The organism is Rhizobium sp. P2_G2 (assembly GCF_056403555.1).
In genome coordinates, this window is the sequence record NZ_JBFUFF010000108.1 from 1 (window position 1) to 20,151 (window position 20,151).

The 20,151-nt window shown below is 58.9% G+C and carries 17 protein-coding genes, 4 tRNA genes and 2 pseudogenes; 10 read left to right on the top strand and 13 right to left on the bottom strand.

Translation table 11 applies throughout. The annotated features are described in order from the left end of the window. Positions 1 to 138 (top strand): annotated as a pseudogene (locus tag AC1D06_RS36135) (IS3 family transposase); the annotation flags it as partial. Positions 139 to 204: 66 nt separating this feature from the next. Beyond that, on the top strand, positions 205 to 909 hold the full coding sequence (locus AC1D06_RS36140; RefSeq protein ID WP_477990511.1) for an SOS response-associated peptidase family protein: 705 nt from the start codon (positions 205 to 207) through the stop codon (positions 907 to 909). Here AC1D06_RS36140 and AC1D06_RS36145 read toward each other — a convergent pair. The 6 genes from AC1D06_RS36145 to AC1D06_RS36170 form a co-directional block, all read right to left on the bottom strand. Continuing rightward, positions 896 to 1,123, bottom strand: coding sequence for a hypothetical protein (locus tag AC1D06_RS36145; protein WP_477990512.1), 228 nt, complete (start codon positions 1,121 to 1,123; stop codon positions 896 to 898). The genes AC1D06_RS36140 and AC1D06_RS36145 overlap by 14 nt on opposite strands. A gap of 223 nt (positions 1,124 to 1,346) precedes the next feature. Next, positions 1,347 to 1,664, bottom strand: coding sequence for a hypothetical protein (locus AC1D06_RS36150; RefSeq protein ID WP_477990513.1), 318 nt, complete (start codon positions 1,662 to 1,664; stop codon positions 1,347 to 1,349). A gap of 629 nt (positions 1,665 to 2,293) precedes the next feature. Beyond that, the gene (locus AC1D06_RS36155) at positions 2,294 to 3,961 is read right to left on the bottom strand and encodes a DUF6538 domain-containing protein (protein WP_477990514.1); all 1,668 of its coding nucleotides are present in this window, start codon (positions 3,959 to 3,961) and stop codon (positions 2,294 to 2,296) included. A gap of 92 nt (positions 3,962 to 4,053) precedes the next feature. Next, positions 4,054 to 4,130, bottom strand: a tRNA-Pro gene (locus AC1D06_RS36160). A gap of 74 nt (positions 4,131 to 4,204) precedes the next feature. Next, a complete protein-coding gene (locus AC1D06_RS36165) occupies positions 4,205 to 4,693 on the bottom strand; it encodes a DUF192 domain-containing protein (protein ID WP_477990515.1) in 489 nt (162 codons plus the stop codon). Then, positions 4,693 to 5,271, bottom strand: coding sequence for a cold-shock protein (locus tag AC1D06_RS36170; protein WP_477883537.1), 579 nt, complete (start codon positions 5,269 to 5,271; stop codon positions 4,693 to 4,695). The genes AC1D06_RS36165 and AC1D06_RS36170 overlap by 1 nt, the downstream gene beginning before the upstream one ends. 235 nt (positions 5,272 to 5,506) lie before the next feature. On the opposite strand from AC1D06_RS36170, the gene AC1D06_RS36175 reads away from it, so the two are divergent. The 7 genes from AC1D06_RS36175 (at position 5,507) to AC1D06_RS36205 (ending at position 9,933) form a co-directional block, all read left to right on the top strand. After that, a complete protein-coding gene (locus tag AC1D06_RS36175; RefSeq protein WP_477883539.1) occupies positions 5,507 to 5,947 on the top strand; it encodes a VOC family protein in 441 nt (146 codons plus the stop codon). A 272-nt stretch (positions 5,948 to 6,219) separates the two neighbouring features. Continuing rightward, positions 6,220 to 7,623, top strand: a complete 1,404-nt coding sequence (locus AC1D06_RS36180) for a YcbK family protein (RefSeq protein WP_477990516.1) — start codon at positions 6,220 to 6,222, stop codon at positions 7,621 to 7,623. 130 nt (positions 7,624 to 7,753) lie between these two features. Next, a tRNA-Glu gene (locus tag AC1D06_RS36185) sits at positions 7,754 to 7,825 on the top strand. 221 nt (positions 7,826 to 8,046) lie between these two features. Then, on the top strand, positions 8,047 to 8,730 hold the full coding sequence (locus AC1D06_RS36190) for a TerD family protein (RefSeq protein WP_477990517.1): 684 nt from the start codon (positions 8,047 to 8,049) through the stop codon (positions 8,728 to 8,730). Positions 8,731 to 8,770: 40 nt separating this feature from the next. After that, entirely contained in the window at positions 8,771 to 9,547 is a 777-nt protein-coding gene (locus tag AC1D06_RS36195; protein ID WP_477990518.1) for a VWA domain-containing protein, read from the top strand. 189 nt (positions 9,548 to 9,736) lie between these two features. Further along, positions 9,737 to 9,811 (top strand) — tRNA-Glu (locus AC1D06_RS36200). A 47-nt stretch (positions 9,812 to 9,858) separates the two neighbouring features. Further along, positions 9,859 to 9,933 (top strand) — tRNA-Glu (locus tag AC1D06_RS36205). Between the two features lie 20 nt (positions 9,934 to 9,953). Here the strand turns inward: AC1D06_RS36205 and AC1D06_RS36210 are convergent. After that, positions 9,954 to 10,388: a helix-turn-helix domain-containing protein gene (locus AC1D06_RS36210; protein ID WP_477990519.1), complete on the bottom strand. Its 435-nt coding sequence runs from the start codon at positions 10,386 to 10,388 to the stop codon at positions 9,954 to 9,956. 241 nt (positions 10,389 to 10,629) lie between these two features. Here AC1D06_RS36210 and AC1D06_RS36215 point away from each other — a divergent pair, with 241 nt between their 5' ends. Further along, the gene (locus AC1D06_RS36215) at positions 10,630 to 11,019 is read left to right on the top strand and encodes a hypothetical protein (RefSeq protein ID WP_477990520.1); all 390 of its coding nucleotides are present in this window, start codon (positions 10,630 to 10,632) and stop codon (positions 11,017 to 11,019) included. A gap of 392 nt (positions 11,020 to 11,411) precedes the next feature. Here AC1D06_RS36215 and AC1D06_RS36220 read toward each other — a convergent pair whose 3' ends face one another. From AC1D06_RS36220 to AC1D06_RS36245, 6 genes and pseudogenes are all read right to left on the bottom strand, one after another. After that, on the bottom strand, positions 11,412 to 12,605 hold the full coding sequence (locus tag AC1D06_RS36220) for a calcium-binding protein (protein WP_477990521.1): 1,194 nt from the start codon (positions 12,603 to 12,605) through the stop codon (positions 11,412 to 11,414). Positions 12,606 to 12,963: 358 nt separating this feature from the next. Beyond that, positions 12,964 to 14,772, bottom strand: coding sequence for a single-stranded-DNA-specific exonuclease RecJ (recJ, locus tag AC1D06_RS36225; protein WP_477990522.1), 1,809 nt, complete (start codon positions 14,770 to 14,772; stop codon positions 12,964 to 12,966). 57 nt (positions 14,773 to 14,829) lie between these two features. Then, positions 14,830 to 16,152: a homoserine dehydrogenase gene (locus tag AC1D06_RS36230; RefSeq protein WP_477883557.1), complete on the bottom strand. Its 1,323-nt coding sequence runs from the start codon at positions 16,150 to 16,152 to the stop codon at positions 14,830 to 14,832. A gap of 23 nt (positions 16,153 to 16,175) precedes the next feature. Continuing rightward, entirely contained in the window at positions 16,176 to 17,399 is a 1,224-nt protein-coding gene (locus AC1D06_RS36235) for an LL-diaminopimelate aminotransferase (protein ID WP_477883558.1), read from the bottom strand. Positions 17,400 to 17,542: 143 nt separating this feature from the next. After that, complete coding sequence (locus AC1D06_RS36240; RefSeq protein WP_477990523.1) at positions 17,543 to 19,345, bottom strand: autotransporter outer membrane beta-barrel domain-containing protein; 1,803 nt, start codon at positions 19,343 to 19,345, stop codon at positions 17,543 to 17,545. Between the two features lie 248 nt (positions 19,346 to 19,593). Further along, a pseudogene (locus AC1D06_RS36245) lies at positions 19,594 to 20,151 on the bottom strand (hypothetical protein); the annotation flags it as partial.

Here is a 20,151-nt window from a genome sequence, read left to right on the forward strand (position 1 = left end):
GCCGTGGAGTTCGCCACGCTCGAATGGGTGGATTGGTTCAACAATCGACGACTTCTGGAGCCCATCGGCAATATTCCACCAGCTGAAGCCGAAGAACGATACTACGCCATGCTGGACGAACCAGCCGTGGCCGCATAACTTAAACCAAACGGTCTCCGGCAAAGCCGGGGCGGTTCAGCCCCTGTAATGTGCAACCTCTTTCGCATGGAACCTAAAGACTGGCAGAATAGGTGGGCGCAGGAGGCCCACAGCCGCATTAATCTTCGAGACTCCTACGAGACTTATCCCGACCAAGAGGCACCCATCATCCGCAACAATGGCGGCGAGCGGGAACTTGTGAACGTGCGCTGGGGTCTCCCGAGTTCCAAGAAGGCACTGCTCGATGCCGCCACAAAGCGTGCTGACAAGCTCCGCGCCAAAGGCAAGCCGGTGGACTTCGATCAGCTTCTCAAGATGGAACCCGATGGCGGCACCACGAACGTAAGGAACACTTCAAGCTCCCACTGGAAGCCATGGCTTGGCGTCGAAAACCGCTGCATAGTCCCGGTGACGCAATTCGCTGAGCCCGATCCCGCAAGCAAACCTGAAGGGGGCCGCACGCCGAACGCATGGTTTGCCATGAACGAGGATAAACCGCTGTTCTGGTTTGCTGGGATATGGGTGCCGCAGTGGACATCTGTGCGGAAGGTAAAGACCGGCCTTGAGACCATCGATCTGTTCGGCTTTCTGACCACAAGCCCAAACCGGGTTGTCGGTGAAGTCCACGAGAAGGCCATGCCGGTCATCCTTCGAAACGACCTTGAAATTGACCTGTGGCTGACCAAGCCGTGGAGCGATGTGAAGCACCTTCAAAGGCCCCTGCCGGATGACGAGATTGTGCGGCTGGAGAACGTCGCTAAGGCCGCTTGAGCTTCGCCGCAAGGATTTGCCTCATGGTGTCATCCTCTGCCGCCAGCTTCAGCATGAGGTTGTCGGCAAGACTGGTGATGGCGACGGAGACCTCTGTGGCGTTCCAGCCATTGTCACAGGCCTTGTCCACCAGCGCCAGGAAGTCGTCCTCAAGTGCCTCCTCGCAGTCAAGCAAGCGGTCATCGTACGGTACTAGGCGTCTTGGCGGGTTCATGGCGTGCTCCTAACGTAACAATGATGCCAAGACTCGCAGGTTCCGCAAAAGCTTCCGTGTGCCTGACAGCCTTGCCGAAGTCAAATAAGGTTCTCGACCTATCGTGCGGCGCAGGGGACTTAAGGTGGAACAAGGCGACAGAACATCGGCCCCTCGTCAAGCGACGAAGGCGAGCGCATCGCCCTTGGGGGATTTGCCTGCCGTTATGTCAACCACCTATCGCCTAGAAGCTCATTTCCCCAAAAACAGGTAGCCAGAACGTCCAACCTGTATTTGAGCGTTTGGTATAGACTAGCATCGGTTCCCTGCCCACCAGCCGCGCCTGTTTGCCGCTGAAGACGCGTGCGACGGAGCATTCCAATTGTCCATATTTGGGGTCTGACCAGACGCGGCATTGGTAGCTGGCAATTCGCTGATGTAGGAATGCTTCGATTTCAGCACGGCTAGGCGTCTGTAATGTTTGGGCGGCGCGGATCGAAGTCCCGGCCGATCCGGCGAAAACGGCAACGACCAACCAGGGAAACAACTTAGTGATCTTCATCGCATGGTACCTCCGCCAACGTGCTGGTCCCAGACTCTCAAAACGAGAGGTCCACGACATCAGAATAAGACAGATGCCAGCCCGCCGCTGTCAGTCTTGCGCTCACAATAACGACGCCGCGCTGTACTGCATGCGGGTGTTTCTTAGCATCATTCCATATGGCATGGCATTCGGCTGAGGAACCAGACGGGCCATATTTACAACTAAAATTCTCAATCCTCTGATGGACAAACGCTTCGAGGGTGGCTCGGTCTAGCGTCCAACCCTCCTGAGGAAACGCGGGAGAGGCTGTGCCAGCGGCAACAGCAGCAAACGAAAACCAGCGCCAAAGATTTCTCATTCGGACTCTCGTCTCGCAATGTCCTTGACGGATAGCACGTGGCTATCCATGAGGCAGCCTAAGAGCACCTTCAAAACGCTACAAGGCACGCCGGCGCGCAATTACGTTCTTTCTGACGGCGGGTAGGAAAATCGACTCGCCTAACGCCAAAGATGAGCCATGGTCTAGCCGAGCCACGAAACGCGTTGTAGAGTCGATCCCGATAAACGAAGAAGGCTGTCGCAAGGTAACCCCTCCATATCTCTGCATCAGCTGTAGCGGGTGGTTCGCTTAGCTGCTACGATGGACCTCACCCGGTGGAGCAGCTTGGTGGGGAGTCGTGCTGGCCAATCTGGTCGGTGGCCGTGCTACCTTGGTTGCTCATGATCGACGGCACCTTGTCCATCTGCTTTGCCAATTGCAACAGCTTGAAATCGCTCCCGCCGTAATCCTCAGCCGATGAACCTGTTGACCGACCGGTGATGTAGAGAGCAGCTTTGTGTTCCACGCCGCTGAATAGCGCGTCTTCAAACAGGTGACGGAAACCGTGGTTAGGTGGCGGCATGTCGCTTCGATTCGGGAAGACCTTCTCATGTACCCATTCTCGAATGCGCTGGTCGATGTTTACGCCGCCAGTGAAGAGCCGCCCATCCGGTGCGCCACGAACGAAGTCGATGAAGCCTTCATCTTTGAGCGCCCCGTGAATTGGCACTTTCCGGCTCTTGTGGGTCTTTGTCGTGCGGCCTTCACCAACACGGATGTGGATGAACCACCGTCCCTCAACCTCGAACACATCAGCCTTCTCAAGTGGCGTGATTTCGTTCACTCGCGCTCCCGTGAAGGCAGCGATCCACGGTATCCATCGAAACCGTGAGCTTGCCTCCTTTCGTGCGCATTCCAAAAGGTGCCTTGCTTCCTTCAGGCTGTAGGTCCGTTCGGCACCGCCCCGCTTCTCAAAGATCGGCATATCAAGGTGTCGCCACGGCGAACCATCCGCAAAGATCGTGCTCTTGCTCTGGACGTCTGCCCACGACAGGAGTGCCCGAATAGCCGTAAGCTTGTCATGGACCGTCTTTCGCGAGAGCTTCCCTGCCGTGAGCATCGCATCCCGCCACGCCTCACCGTCTGCCAGCGTCACATCGGCGACGATCTTGTTTCCCCGGTGCGCGTCGAATTCTTCGATAGCCTTGCGGTATTTGGTCAAGGTGGCCGATGCTTTGTTCCGGCTGCGCAGTCCCATGCCCGTGAGCCGCTCTTGTTCCGTGATCACATCTTCAAACGTCCAAAGGCCCGCATCTGCGACACCCTCGGCAATGCTCAATCTCTTTTTGGATTGGCTGGCGCTAGGTGAAGTCCGTTCAAGCGCGGGGTACTTTGCCGCTCCCGTGTCCGGTGAGTAATCGCCCTCTGCCTTCCTGAGATTGACTGTGGCGGCATCGTCCAAAGCATCGGCCACCAGCACCAGAAGGCGGGGACGTTGTTCGGGATGGAGCATGATGCCCCGCCCCATCAACACAGCGTCCATCATCCCTCCGAATCGCGCTTCCATGTCCACGGCCACCCTGCCCTTCGCAGGAATGGTGAGCGGGTTCAGCCGACCAACACGGGCAGAGGCGTTGGCGTCCATCACACGCATCCACCGCTCGGGGCTTCCGGGGTTTTCATCGAGGGCCTTGACGAAGGCGTTCCGTATCTCGCCGGCCACCGCCACCAACTGCTTCTGAGAGAGCATCTGCGGTCCCTTCCGCACGGTCTCCCAATAAGCTTCGACGGCTGCGTGGGCCTCTGTGAACAGCCGCTTAGCTTCTCTCTTGTCAGCAGTGCCGAGCGAGACCTTGACGGAGTCCCTCACGAGGACGGGGCGCGGCTTCCCGTCGATGGGAACATTGATGGTTTTCCCATAGACCTTGGTGGCCACATCAGCGGGCACCCGAACGCGAAGATAGTAGTTGTTCCCGATTGGGGTTGGAGATGGCATTGAAAGACCCACTGTGTACCGCCCTTGTGTACCAATTGAGCGGCTATGAATTCTGCAGTATCAGGGTCTTGAAGGAAATCAACTCGTTAGAATGGTCGGAGTGGAGAGATTCGAACTCCCGACCCTCTGGTCCCAAACCAGATGCGCTACCAGGCTGCGCTACACTCCGATCCAACTGAGCGAGGACGAATTACACGCTTCACACCGATGCCGCAACAGCTAAATTGCGCTTATGCAGCAGAACTATCCGCCGCTCTTCGCCCTCGCCACCTGCATGCTTTTTACCATATCGCCGATCTTGATCCCCAGCGTGTCGCTGACGCCGGCATTGATCTCCAGCACGAATCGCACCGGCCCTTGCGAGGCGATGATGTCTTCGCTGAGCGGCAGCGCGTTGCGCTTGATATAGGTGATCTTGCCGCTACGATCGATGAACAGCATGTCGAGCGGCAGATAGGTGTTCTTCATCCACATATAGACGGGCTTGTCGGTGCCGAAATCGAAGATCATGCCGCGATCCGGCTTCATGCTCTGCCGGTTCATCAGCCCCTGCTCGCGCTCAGCCTCGTCGGTCGCCACCTCGACGATGAAATCCAGTGCACGGCCGTCCTGCCGCACGATCTCAAGACCCTCGGTGCGAAACTCTGCGGCGCTTGCGGCAAACACCGGCCCCAGAAAGCAGAAAAGCGCCAGAATGGCGCCCTTCAAAAACGTCTTTGAACTCAGAATCATCAATGCGGCCGGCTGCTGTTGTTGACGATATCGGGATGGATTTCCGCCGCCATCAGGCCCTTGTCGCCATCGCCGAAGCGCACGAGCACGCTCTGGCCGGGACGGAGTTCGGTGATGCCGTAGCGGCGCAGCGTCTCCATATGCACGAAGATATCCTCGGTGCCCTCGCCGCGCGTCAGGAAGCCAAAGCCCTTGGTGCGGTTGAACCATTTTACAATCGCCCGTTCGAGTCCGCTCGATGGCGTCACCTGGACATGCGTCCTCACCGGCGGCATTTCGGACGGATGGATAGCCGTCGATGTATCCATCGAAAGGATACGGAAGGCCTGATAGCCCCGATCCCGCTTTTGGATGAGGGCGACGACGCGCGTACCCTCGAGAATGGTCTGGAAACCGTCGCGTCTCAGGCATGTCACATGCAGCAGCACATCGGCCGTGCCATTGTCCGGAATGATGAAGCCAAAGCCCTTGGCGACGTCAAACCACTTGATTATCCCTGTTATTTCGACCAGATCGACCGGCTCTGCGGGCATCTCCTCGAAAAGAGAGATGTTTTTGGAAGAAATCCTGTCCGCCATACTGCCCTTGCCCCTTTACGCGCACATACCTGGTTAACTGATTCTTCATTTACGAGATTAACATCCCGAAATGAAACATATGCAAGTCCTAGCTGTTATAATCCCCACGGGTTTTCATCCCACAAATGGCTTGCTTCAGGCTGTCTTTTTGGTCAGGAATGGCGCGTCATAAGCCGTCGGCAGTACCGCTGTTGAGCCACCCCCGGCGGCCTCCAAAACCAGGTGAGGAAATCCAATGCGCTACCTACACACCATGGTGCGCGTCAAAAACATCGACGACGCGCTCGATTTCTACTGCAACAAGTTCGGACTCGTCGAAGTCCGCCGCACCGACAACGAAGCCGGCCGCTATACGCTTGTCTTCCTGGCCGCTCCCGAGGACAGGGATGCCGGCACCAGCCACGGCGCACCGCTGCTCGAACTCACCTATAATTGGGACACCGAGGATTATCAGGGCGGGCGCAATTTCGGCCACCTCGCCTATGAGGTCGACGATATCTATGCGCTTTGCAAGAGCCTGCAGGACAAGGGCGTCACCATCAACCGCCCGCCGCGCGACGGCCGCATGGCTTTCGTCCGCTCGCCCGACGGCATCTCGATCGAGATCCTGCAGAAGGGCGCCGCACAGCCCCAGGCCGAGCCGTGGAGCTCGATGCCGAACACGGGCGCCTGGTAGTCGGTAGATCAGGACTTACCAAACAGAGACCAAATTGCGGCGATCTTGCTTTCGCCGCAATTCGCTTTCACACAAGTTACGGGGACTAATCTTGCGTGAATAGCGAATCGAAATTGCCGCTCTCGGCGGCGATCACGATAATTTTACAACAGTTTACTTTCCGCGATTTTGTGTTTACGAATCGCGCGCCGACAAAGCCGACAAACAAAAACCTCTGCGGGGACGGATTTTTGCGAGTAGACCGGGTTTCTTCATCCCTTCCGGGGTGGTCTGTGCGCGTTGCGCTTCTGGCGGGCAGCCTTGGGACTCTGAGCGGCTGCATGTCGTCTCCGGGCGACCAGCTTGCTTCCATCGAGACCTTGCCTCCCGTTTATCACCAGCCTTCGACCGCTCAGAAGACGGACCGCCTTGCCGCACAGCAGCCGGCGGCCGACGATCAGCAGTCGGCGATCGCCAAACAGGCCGAGGAAGACGCAAAACTGCTCAACGACCAGGCTTCGCTCAAGGCCAATACACTCAATGCCCAGGCCGCGACGCTGGAAGCCGCAGCGCGTAAGCGCCAGCTTGCCACCGAACTCGCCCGCACCAATTCACTCCTCGCCCGCCAGCATGTCGCGGCGACGAAGACCAGCATTTTCGCCAGCGCCAATACCGCCACGGTCGAAACGGTCGCCGTGCCGCAGCAGGTGGCGCTCAATCAGACGGATCACGGCGTCGAGCCGGGCCAGACGCTGAATGCGGCGCAGAACAGCATCTATTCCGGCGAGACGGATCAGCCGTCGCGCGACACCGCCGCGATTCCCTTGCCGGATGCCCAGCAGGTCAGCCAGGTGCAGGACCTCGCTCTGGCCGGCAAGACTGTCCCCGCGGACGACGAAGTGGCCTCCGCCGACAATGCGGCCAACGACGTCTCGGCGGCGATGGAAGACATGACGCCGTCGACGCAGCCCAAGACCCGCAGCCTCGAAGCCATGCCGTCCTATGACAAGGCTGTCGCCGACGTGCAGTCCGAGAAGCCGGCTGCCGAGCCCAGGAAGAAACGCCTGACACTGGCCGATTTCTTCCGTCGGACGCAGCCGAGGGAACTTGCCGCCGCCAGCTTTGATGGCGACCGATTCGGCAACAAGCGCCGGATCAACACCCAGTCCATTCCGAACATGCAGACGGCGTCGCTCAACGATCAGGCGCTGCCGGGCGTCACGACCACTGCGATGATGCCGACCAACAATGTCACGCAAGACGAGATGGAAGATTCCGGTGACGACCAGCCGGCGGGCCTGATGAAGCTCGCCTCGCTGCCGGGCATGACGCGCATGGCGCCGAACGGCCTCTGGGTGCAGAACCCGACGGTCGATGTCAGCTGTTTCGGCCCGCAATTGAAGGACATGCTGCAAAAGGTAGAACTTCACTACGGCCGCCATGTCGTCGTCACTTCGGGCTATCGCGATCCCGGCCATAACCGGCGCGTCGGCGGTGCGCAGCATTCGATGCACACGCTCTGCGCCGCGGCCGATATCCAGGTCGAAGGCGTGTCGAAATGGGAACTCGCCGACTATCTGCGCTCGATCCCGGGCCGTGGCGGCGTCGGCACCTATTGCTATACGGAATCGGTGCATATCGACCTCGGCGACGAGCGTGACTGGAACTGGCGCTGCCGCCGCCGCCGTCACGGCTGAGTGCGCTAATCTGGTGATTCCAATCGCTTTTCCGGCACTTTTCCCAGCTCGCATTTTTCCAATTTGCCACGTCTTTTTAGGCTTGCGGAGCCCGATTAAGCTGTCTATATAGCCCCCACACGAAGCGCAGGCGCCCTTCGTCTATCGGTTAGGACACCAGATTTTCATTCTGGGAAGAGGGGTTCGACTCCCCTAGGGCGTGYCACTCTCCTGCGTAAGAACCGTCGGCCTTCGTTACGCGCCGCTGCGAATTCTCCCTCGCCTCAGCTACGTCCGCGTCTCAGAACTCTTCGTCATCCATTTCTCGTCGCTGCCAGATTCGCTTTATAGTCAGGGTTGCCTCGGCAGGACTGCCTGACTACATTGCGTGCAACTTGGCAGAATGGGCACACTGCACATGCTCATGCACAGGAGAGATAGCGCGTGGCAACTTTCAATCTCACCAAGGGTCAATCGTTCCAGATCAAGAAGGAAATCCAGCTCGTTCATTCCGGTCTCGTCTGGGATCCGCCAGATGGTTCCGGGCCGGCTTTCGATCTCGATGTCCATTGTTTCGCGCTGATTCATCCTGGTGGCGATCGCAACCGCGCCCGCCTCTATAATTTCGGCTCGCATGCGCTGTGCTATGCCTTCGTCCGCGGTCCCAGCAATCTGGATGGCGCATTGGACAAGAAGCCCGACGGTTCGTTTGAAACCGATGACGGCTCGATGTGGCATCAGCGCGATGATCGCACCGGACGCGGCAGTAGCGCGCATGACGACGACGATCATGGCGGCGGGCATGGTGGCGAAGGCTTTCGCGAAGAGTTCAAGATCGTGCTGGCGAAACTGCCGAAGGACATTGTCGAACTCGCGGTCTGGGCGACCATCCACGAGGCTGACCGCAGAAACCAGGATTTCGGCAAGGTCCGGAATGCCTATATCGAAGTCTGCGACATGGCGGATGTCGAACTCTGCCGCTATCAGCTGACCTCGGAATTTGCCGGAAAGACCACCGTGCACGTTGCTTCTTTCCTCAAGCGGCCGGACGGCGCCTGGGAGTTCCAGGCGGTCGGTGCCGCCTCGAGCACCGGCCTCGGCGAGGTGATCGAAGCCTATCTCAGCTAAAGCCGTATTCTTGCAAACTCAGATCGGAAGGATGATCCGAATGCCGACCTTCAAGCTGCAAAAACCGGAAGAGGAAATTCGCCGTGTGGGATTCGTGCTGCAAAAGCAGGGCATCCATGAACGTATCCCGGCGCAGGTCGGCCTGAACATCGATGTCTCCGGCTCGATGCGCGAGCTGTTCGCGGACGGGGTGATGCAGTCCGCCCTCGAGCGCGTCCTGCCCGTTGCGCTCTATTTCGACGATGATGGCAGGATCGATACCTGGGTATTTTCCGACGGCAACAGGATGGCGTCGATCACCCAGGCGACCGCCGAGAACTACAACGACTATATCAGGCGCGAGATCATCGACAATTTCGGCCTCGACGGCATCCTCTGGGGCGGCACGGATTACGGCCCGGTGATCCGCTCCAACCTGCTCACCTACGGCTTGCTCGAAGAACATCAGCCGGAAGGGTTGCTCGGCATGATTTTCGGGCGCAAGCGCGATATCCTGGGCGAAGAAACGCGCTCCGGCGTGCCGGCCATCAACTACTTCCTCACGGATGGCGAAAACTCGGACATCGAGCAGGCCTGGCACGTCCTGCAGCAGGCAGAGCATGCCGAATCGCAGATCTACTACATCATGGTGGGCATCGGTTCGAGCAGCTTCAGCTTCCTTAGACGCGCGGCCGAAGAATTCCCCAATGTCGGCTTCGTCAGCGTCGACGATCTCGGCGATTTCGTCGGCAGCGACGATGCCTACGAAAAACTTCTGCCCGCAGAACTATGCTCATGGCTGAAACATGAGCATGAAGGCGAAGACGATCACCATTGAAATTGTCGTTGCGGCGGAGGCCTCGCACCCCGCCTCCCCGTGACCGCGCCGGGATCTTTCGAGAGCGTTCAGAGCCGTTTGCGCCGATTTCCTCATCCGGATTTGCCGCTGAAAAAAATGTCATAAAAACTGCACGAGCCGCTTGCGGGAATCCGAACCCCTGACTATAAGGGCGCCACCGCGAAGGAAGCGCCCTTCGTCTATCGGTTAGGACACCAGATTTTCATTCTGGGAAGAGGGGTTCGACTCCCCTAGGGCGTGCCATTTCCCACTTGCGGGAACAGCGGGCGGGATTTATACCTGCTCTCAATGCGCCCATCGTCTAGCGGTCAGGACGTCGCCCTCTCACGGCGGTAACACGGGTTCGAGTCCCGTTGGGCGTACCAATTATATTATACCAGACGATTTAGACATTGACCTTCGCCCATTTGCGGGAACCGATGGAACGGATACGGTCTGGATCGTTGACGAGAAAGCGCCATGCGTTTTCGCAGGGACGCGACCGCAAGGCTGCGATCCCGCCATCGTTATAGCGGTGTACCCAATCGCGCAGGGTCTGCCGGTCCATCCTATTCAGCTCCGCTGCCTCGGTCCGTGGCCGGCCTTCCAGAACCATGGCCACCGCCAGTATCCGGCGCACTTGGGCGCCATCAGAGCACCGGTTGCTCACCGCTCGCAACTCAGCGCTCGTGTGGTCCGTTCGTGTAATTTCCAAGGGCGCGCCCATCCAATGCCTCCATTGTTGGGAATCACCACATAGAATCAAACTCCTGCCCCCTTGGGAAGCCCTCAATGAGTCAACATCCACGTCGCTTGGTCTGATCGCTGTCTTCGATGACATAACGGGCGTGGCCGCGGGGAATTTTGATTGTCATTGGCTTCCTCATCGCGGGCATCAAAGCGCCCGTCGACAACGCGTTTGTCAGCGTTATTTTAGAGCAAGACTATACAACCCTTGCTCGATGTCAATTTACTCATGGGATGACAATCGCCTTGCCTAGGGCGAATGCTCGCGTCTTGACTTTCCCGCCAGTCGTGCAACTTTACCGATGTTCCAAGGGGGCATTATGAGATTTCGACTGATGATCGTGGCTGCGGCTGCCGCATTCTCCACCGCAACACTGCCTGCGCTTGCCAAGCATTCCCACTTGACCCAACAGAGCCGCTTCAAATCGGTCAGCCAATGGGTCTGCGTAAATCCGCATGGAAAGACTGCGAAATATCTGATGATCGGGACAACGGACAAAGGCACGTTCAAGAGCGTGTGGTCGGAGAAGGCTTTGCGCGCCGAACTATTTAAATGGTCGGATGATATCACTCCGAAGACCTGGGACGAATTTAAGGCAATTGTTGCCTCGGGACAGACGGCATTGCTGCCCGAGCGGGGCAGTGACATCTACACTCGGGTGTGCGCCACTGACCCCCGTGTTCCGCTTACCAGCCCTGAGACTGGAGCTGCGAGCCACAACTGACCTATTGCCATCGATCGCCCTTGCCAAAGGGGGACTGCTTGCGTCTTGACTCCGCGGAAGATTGTGGGAGCCTGCACCAGATTGAAGCATTGCGGCTCGAAAAGGGATTCAATGGGCACCGACATAAGAATTTCCGCCGAGCGGCGCGTTGGCGATCGGTGGCAAATCGTCAAATCGGAATATGACGGCTGCGAGCAACGTTACTCACTATTTGGTTGGCTTGCCGATGTTTGCAACTACGCGRCAATACCTCCGCTTGAGCCCATCAAAGGTGTCCCTAGAGATGCTTGCGCCCAGACATTCGACTGTCATTGGGATGGAGAGCCGCCGCGCGGCCTCGTCAGTGGAGATCAGATAATCCCGGAACGGCCCGCTGGCGCTCCTGGCTTCGGTCAGTAGACCAGAACGGAATCGGCGGTCACGTCAAGTTGCTTACCGATATAGGCTATCTCCGACAATCCACCGGCATGACTGCCATTGGAATCATAATAGAGCATGCCATCCGTGCTGTCATAGAGGACCCGGACTCGGGTATTGTCCGCATTGTGGTCGCTACCGGCCTGGAACTCGTGCGAATCGATGTGGTGATAAGCGAACACGCCGAGAGTCAATTCACTGCCTGTCGGATCGACATCGAAAATGTCGCTCTTGAGAGCAAGACCGTCCTTGCCAGGCGTGAAATCGGTCACTTGATCGACATTATCTGCAGTTGGATCTGCACTGAACAGGAATATATCGCTGCCGCGGCCGCCGGTGAGCAAATCCTGGCCGACTCCCCCCTCGAGCAAGTCGCTGCCCCTGCCGCCCGACAGCTTGTCGTCGCCGTCATTGCCCCAGAGAAGGTTCCCCGACTTATTTCCGCTCAGTGCGTCGGACAAGGTCGAGCCCCAAGCATTCTCGATATGCAGGATTGTGCTTGTGCCCTTGCCGTCAGCAGTGGTCAGGCTGACGCTGCCATGGGAAAGCGATGCCTTGACACCCCTTGTCGCTTCCACGAAATTGATCGTATCGATATCGGCGCCGCCATCGATCGTATCGTTGCCGGCCGACAGCTTGAATTGGTCGAAGCCCGCGCCACCCAGCAGCTTGTCGTCGCCAATCCCGCCGTTGATAATGTCGTTGCCGTCGCCACCATTGATCGTGTCATTGCCAGCCAGCCCATCGAGCTGGTTTGCCAAACCATCGCCGGTTATCTGATCGTTGCGGTTGGATCCGAACACACCGCCCACATGCAAAAATCTCGTCGTGTTACCGGCAAGGCCGTCGGCATAGACGGTGACGCTGCCGAGGCTGAGATCGACGGTCACACTCCTCTTTATCTGCGAGAAATCGAGAAAATTGAACCCGGTGCCCCCATCGAAACTATCGGCGCCGGAACCGATGACGACTGTGTCGTCGCCCCCGTCGCCCTGCATCGAGTCATCGCCGCTTCCTCCCGCCAGGATGTCTTTTCCAGAGCCGCCAAACAATTGATCTTTGCCACCGGAGCCGAACAGCTCGTCATTGCCGCCGAGGCCATTGAGGATGTCCGCACCAAGGCCACCCGTCAATTTGTTGCCATGTTCGTCGCCAGTTTTCTCGACCATAATTACCCTCGCACGCAACTTTCCTGCGGCAGGTTAACCTGCAGACGCAGGCAGGTCTATAGCCACAAGATTACCGAGGGCCGACAATAGCTTCGTTTCGTTAATTTGCAAATCGTGGTCACTAGTCTTGTGCATCGCAGCATGCTGCTGCACAGATTAGCATCCGTTCTCAGTGTGCCCGACCAAAGGCTTAGATTTACTTCCGCTCCATGCTGGAAAACACGGACTTTCAACGGGGCACATCGCCACGTCTGCAGCATGTCTCACGAAAGCGAGTACCGCATTCTCGAAAAAACATGCATTCGCTTCTGTCGCTTATACATCGAATGGTGAAGCCGGCTTGGACGAATGTCTGATATCAAACCATCTGCGGCCGTGCCGCGTCCATGATCCGAAACTGGATGCGCTTCTGCCCCTGCCAGAATTCCGCCGACAGGGAGCCGGCCACATGGATCTGCTCGCCGCGCGACGAGAGCAGCAGCCGGCCGAGATCGGTATCGCCGGCGCGAAAAGCCATGCCTTCGATGCGGCCGCCATCCGGCCCTTCGAGCGTGGTCTTGATATGGTTGGTGCCGATGAAGCGGCTGTCCGTCACGCGGTGCATCGGCATGGCGAAGATCGGCTGCGAATGGCCGGAACCGTAGGGGCCGGCGGATTCCAGCTGGTCGCAGAAATCATAGCTGGCGCCGGAGGCGGAGAGTGCGCCATCGATCTTGAGCGTCCGGTTGGAGGTGAGATGCGACACGGTTTCGTTCGCCGCTTCCTCGAAGAAGGCGCGGACAGCGCCCAATCTGGCGCGTTCGACGGTGAGCCCGGCGGCCATGGCATGTCCGCCACCCTTGATCAGCAGGCCGCTGTCGACGGCGTCGCGCACCATCCGGCCCATGTCGAAACCATTGATCGAACGGCCCGAACCGGTGCCCCTGCCGGATGCATCGAACGCGATGGCAAAGGTCGGACGGTTGAATTTTTCCTTGAGCCGCGCCGCGATCAGCCCGACTATGCCGGGATGCCACTTGTCGCGGGCGGTGACGATCACCGAGGCGCCCTCGCCCGTACCGTATTCGGCCAGCGCTTCGGCTTCCGCTTCGGCCAGCATCTGCTGTTCCATCGCCTGGCGCTCGCGGTTGAGCTCGTCGAGCTTGGCGGCAATCTCCTGCGCATGACCGGGATCGTCGAGCGTCAGGAGGCGCGAGCCCAGCGCCGCATCGCCGATCCGTCCGCCGGCATTGATGCGCGGGCCGACCAGGAAGCCGAGATGATAGGGCGTCACCGGCCCGCCAATGCCGGCTTTGGTGAACAGCGCCGCGAGGCCGGGATTCTGCATATGCCGCGCCGCGATCAGACCCTTGACCACATAGGCGCGGTTCAGGCCCTTGAGCGGCACGACATCGCAAATGGTCGCCAAAGCCACGAGGTCGAGCAGTGCCAAGAGATCGATGCCGGCTGCGCGTGGGTCGCCGCGTTCGCGCATCAGCCGCTGCAGCGCCACCAGCACCAGGAAGACGACGCCGGCGGCGCAGAGATGCCCCTGCCCCGACAGATCATCCTCGCGATTGGGATTGACCAGCGCGTGGCAGACCGGCAATTCGTGTGTCACCTGGTGGTGATCCACGACGACGACATCGACGCCGCGCTCATGTGCTGCCGCCAGCGCTTCATGGCTCGTCGATCCGCAATCGACCGTGACGATCAGCTGCGCGCCGTGGTCGATCAGCTGATTGATCGCCGCCGGGTTCGGCCCATAGCCTTCGAAGATGCGGTCGGGAATATAGATCGTCGGATCGATGCCGAACTGCCAGAGAAAGCGGTGCATGAGCGCTGCGGATGACGCGCCGTCGACATCATAGTCGCCGAAAATCGCCACATGCTCATGGCGCTCGATGGCATCGGCAATGCGTTTTGCCGCCGTCTCGCAATCCGTCAGCGTATACGGGTCCGGCATCAGGCTGCGGATGGTCGGTTCGAGGAAGGCTTCGGCATTGTCGACGCTGACGCCACGGCCGGCCAGCACGCGGGCGATCAACTCGGACAGGCCATGATGCTGTGACATGGCAAGTGCACGGTTCAGCCCCGCCTGGTCGAGACGCGACACCCAGCGCTGGCCGCTGACCGAGCGCTCGACGTTGAGAAATGCCCTTTCGACAGGATCGACCGCTTCCGCCATGCTACCTCTCTTCACCTGGTCGAGAGGTAAGCATGAATAGAAGACAATTCAAAGCGATCACGCCGCTTTCGGCCGCTCGATGCGGATGACCTGCGGCTTGCCGATCAGATAGCCTTCGCGCTCGATCACGCCGACAGCCTTGCGCACCGATAGTTCGGTCGTTGCATGGGTGACGAGGATCACGGTCTGGCGGTCGGCCGTGTCGCTATGCTGCTTCGGCCGCTGCACGATCGATTCGAGCGAGATGGCATTGTCGGCCATCGCGGTGGCGATGCTGGCGAAGACACCGGCACGGTCCTCGACGGTGAGCCGGATGAAATAGCCGCCCTCGTGGCTGCGGATCTCGCCGCGGACATAAGGATCGAGCTGGAGGGCCGGACGGCCAAGACTGGGCACGAGCTGCGCACCCGGACGGCTCTTGGCGATATCGGCAATGTCGCCCATGACGGCAGAGGCCGTGGCATTGCCGCCGGCGCCGGGGCCGACCATCAGCAGTTCGCCGAGCACGTCGGATTCGATCGCCACCGCGTTGGTGACGCCATCGACCTGGGCAATCACCGAATCCTGCGGCACCATGGTCGGATGCACGCGCTGTTCGATGCCGGATGGGGTCTTCTGCGCCACGCCGAGCAGTTTGATGCGGTAGCCGAGATCGGCTGCGGCATGGATATCGGCAAGCGAGATATTGGTGATGCCTTCGAGATAGATGTCGTCGGCGGCGATCTTCGTGCCGAAGGCCAGCGTTGTCAGGATCGACAGCTTGTGGGCCGTGTCATTGCCCTCGATGTCGAAAGCCGGATCGGCCTCTGCATAGCCGAGCCGTTGCGCTTCCTTCAGGCAGGCCTCGAAGGACAGCTCCTCGCGCTCCATCCGCGTCAGGATGTAATTGCAGGTGCCGTTCATGATGCCATAGACCCGCGACACCGTGTTGCCGGTCAGCGATTCCCGCAATGCCTTGATCACCGGAATGCCGCCGGCAACCGAGGCCTCGAAATTGAGGATCACGCTCTGCTCTTCGGCGATGGCCGCGAGTTCGACCCCGTGTTTGGCCAGCAGCGCCTTGTTGGCAGTCACCACATGGAGACCGCGCGACAAAGCCGTCTTGACCGCGGTATAGGCCGGGTCGCCGGCGCCGCCCATCAGTTCGACGAACACATCGATCTTGCCATCGCGCGCCATAGCAATGGGATCATCGAACCATTCGGCCTTGGAAAGATCGACGCCGCGGTCGCGGCTCTTGTCGCGGGCGGAGACCGCTGTAACCTCGATCGGCCGGCCGCAGGCCACGGCCAGCATATTGTGGCGCTCACCGAGGATCTTGGCCAGCGAGGCGCCAACAGTTCCCAAACCTGCAATGCCGAGTTTAAGGGCATCAGCCATCATCAATTCCTGTCTTTTAAAATTCAGCTGGCGGATTTCAGCGAGATGACATTGTGCAGCGTCTCGTCCGCGGTACCAAAGAATTTCTTGATACTGCGAGCGGCTTGACGCAGCCGGTGCTCGTTTTCGACCAGCGCGATGCGGACATAATCGTCGCCGTGCTCGCCGAAGCCGATACCGGGCGCGACGGCAACATCGGCCTTCTCGATCAACAGCTTGGAGAATTCAAGGCTGCCGAGATGGCGGAATTTCTCCGGCACCGGCACCCAGGCGAACATCGACGCCTTCGGCGCCGGGATATCCCAGCCGGCGCGGCCAAAGCTTTCAATCATGACGTCGCGCCGCCGCTTATAGACCTGGCGCACCTCGTCGATATGGACATCGGCGTCGGGATCGTTGAGTGCCGCACTCGCCGCCACCTGGATCGGCGTGAAGGCACCGTAATCGAGATAGGATTTCACCCGCGTCAGCGCCGAGATCAGCCGCTCATTGCCGACGGCAAAGCCCATGCGCCAGCCGGCCATGGAGAAAGTCTTCGACATTGAGGTGAATTCGACGGCGACATCCATAGCGCCCGGCACCTGCAGCACCGAGGGCGGCGGATTGCCGTCGAAATAGATCTCCGAATAGGCGAGGTCGGAGAGCACGAAAATGCCATGCCGTTTGGCGAAAGCGACGACGTCCTTGTAGAAATCGAGATCGACGACCGTGGCCGTCGGGTTCGACGGATAGCAGAGCACCATGGCAATCGGCTTGGGGATCGAATGCACCACGGCCCGCTCGAGCGCGCGGAAAAATTCTGCATCCGGTTCGACCGGGATCGAGCGGATCACGCCGCCGACCATCAGGAAACCGAAGGCATGGATGGGGTAGGACGGGTTCGGGCAGAGCACGACATCGCCGGGCGCGGTGATTGCCTGCGCCATGTTGGCGAAGCCTTCCTTCGAGCCCAGCGTCGCCACGACTTGCGTGTCGGGGTTGAGCTTCACGCCGAAACGGCGGGCATAGTAATTGGCCTGTGCCTTGCGCAGTCCGGGAATGCCCTTCGAGGAGGAATAACCATGCGTGTCCGGCCGTTGGACGGATTCGATCAGCTTGTCGACGATGAACTTGTTGGTGGGCAGGTCGGGATTGCCCATGCCGAGATCAATGATGTCGGCCCCGGCGGCTCGGGCCTGTGCCTTCAAACGGTTGACCTGTTCGAACACATAGGGCGGAAGGCGCCTGACCTTGTGAAACTCTTCCATCGTTGACCTCGGTGATTGGGATGCGACTTTTTTGATGCCGCAAATCACGCTTTGAGACCAAACGAGGCGAAACGCAAGTGCAAAAAAGGCGCGGCTCGCCGCCAGGCGCTTTCCTGGCTGCGAGCCGCGTCCTCCCGTTCACCTCAGAAATGGAACTGCGAGGCGTGGAGGTCGGACATATCCGTATGGTCGAGGGTCACCGTGTCTTTGCCGTGATGGATGACGAGATCGTCGCCCGAGAGCGTGATATGCGCCACCATCGCGTCGAAGTTCTTGAACAACATCGGGCCGTGGGAGAAGTCCACGCGATCCCCACTGGAGAAATCGGTGATCTCGTCCTTGCCGAAATGGCCGTTGAAGATGAACACATCCGCCGCACCATAGCCGGTCAGGACATCATTGCCCTTGCCGCCGGTCAGGAGGTTCTTGCCGTCATCGCCGCCGAGCGTATCGTCATGGGCAGAGCCTTGCAGGTTCTCGAAACCCAGGAGGATATCGCCTTCAGCATCGCCACCGCTCTTGGTATTTGCCTTCAGATCGACGCTGACGGCATCGGACGAATGCTCATAACTCAAGGTGTCCTTGCCACCGTTGCCGTTCAACAGGTCGCCGCCRGCGCCGCCTTCGATGACATTGGCCTTGTTGTCACCATTGAGGACATCGACAAACTGAGTGCCGCGCAGATTCTCGACATTGGAAATRAAGGAATAGAGGCCATCGGCACCGTGCGCTTTGCCGAGCAACAGGCTGGCYTGGACACCCTTGGCGCCGTTYGGATCGAAAACGAGCGTGTCGATCCCCGCGCCGCCGTCGATCAAGTCCTCGCCACCCATGCCATTGAGAATATTGTTGCCGGCATTGCCCGTGATGACGTTGTCGGCGCTGTTGCCGTTGCCGTCGATGTTTTTGTGGCCAATCAAGGTCAGCTTCTCGAAATTGTCGGCAAGTGCAAAGGACACCGTGCTCTTGACGGTATCGATGCCGCCGCCATTGGCGTTCTCCCGCAAATCGAAGGTGGCCTTGTCGACGATATAGGTGTCGTTGCCGCTTTCGCCCCAAATCTGCGGCGTCGCACCTTGGCCTGTGGTAGCGGTGCCGCCCCTCAGATCGATCGTGTCATTGCCATTGCCACTGTCGAGCATGCCGACTKCGGTCCAGGTGCCACCCTTGTTGGAGAAATGGTCGTTGCCGCCGTTGAGGAAGATGTCGCCGTTGATCACGCCCGTGTTGACGAAACTGTCGTTTCCGCCCCTCAGCACGATCGTTCCGTCTATCGTGCCGCTGTTGGAAACCATATCTGCGGTGACTGTGCCCTCGATGGCGGTATCGGGGGATGAGATCATGCCGGCATTGACAAGCGACACTTGCGCGCCTGGCAAGTCGTCGCTGCCGAGCCGAACACCGAAGTCATCGCCGAAGATGAGGCCGCCTTTGACATTGACGATATCCACATTGCCACTCCTCACCCCGATACCAGTGGTCTTGGAAGTGATCGTGCCGTGATTTTCGATCGCCACTCCGTCGGTTTCGTAAACGTAGATGGCGGCGGACGTGCTGCCTGGTCCCGTCGCCGCGATCGTTCCGAAGTTGCGAAATTGCTGCACGCTGTCGGCAATGAATGCGCCGTTTCCATTGATGGCCGTGCTTGTCATCTTGCCGTAATTGGTGAAATTGGTGCCGTCGCCGTCAAGATAGGCTGCAGTGTTGGCCGAGATGTTCGCGTCCTTGCCAACGATGATATCGTTGCCCGCCCCACCTGCGTCGTAAATTCCCTTGTCGATAGTATCGATGTCGCCGTTGATCAGAACGTGACTATTCTTTGCCGTCGTATCAAGTGCGATTTCGTAACTGATGAATGTCGCTCCTGCGTCGACGAGCCAGGTGTCGCCGTCGGTATCGATATGCAGATCCTGGCTTTGAGCGCCGCTAATCGTATGCAATGCCATTTTAGCCTCCATAAGTTGGTTTCATGAAAAGGAGACGGAAAATGAAGGCAAAATATTCTTCTTTTGTGAAATTTATTTCATAAATTTCATTTTTGCAAAAGGGCTGGTCTTGTGAAAAATAGACGAATTGTTTCATGATGCCGAAACATATGAAGATAGACGCGATAGCCCGAGGTAAAACGCGAGCGCAAAAAAGCGGCTCGCGGCCAGGCGATTTTCCTGGCCGCGAGCCGCGTTCCCCGTTCACCTCAGAAATGGAACTGTGAGGCGTGCAGGTCGGACATATCCGTATGGTCGAGGGTCACCGTGTCCTTGCCATGATGGATGACGAGATCGTCGCCTGAGACGGTGACATGCGTCATCATCGCGTCGAAATCCTTGAACAGCATCGGGCCGTGGGAGAAGTCCACGCGATCGGCGGCGGAGAGATCGGTGATCTCGTCCTTGCCGAAATGGCCGGTGAAGATGAAGGTGTCTGGCGCACCGTAGCCGGTCAAGATGTCATTCCCCTTACCACCGGTCAGCAGGTTCTTGCCGTCGTCGCCGCCGAGCGTATCGTCATGGGCAGAGCCTTGCAGGTTCTCGAAACCCAGCAGGATATCGCCTTCCGCATCGCCGCCGCTCTTGGTATTTGCCTTCAGATCGACGCTGACGGCATCGGACGAATGCTCATAACTCAAGGTATCCTTGCCGCCATTGCCATTCAGAAGGTCGCCGCCGGCGCCGCCTTCGATGACATTGGCCTTGTTGTCACCATTGAGGACATCGACAAACTGAGTGCCGCGCAGATTCTCGACATTGGAAAT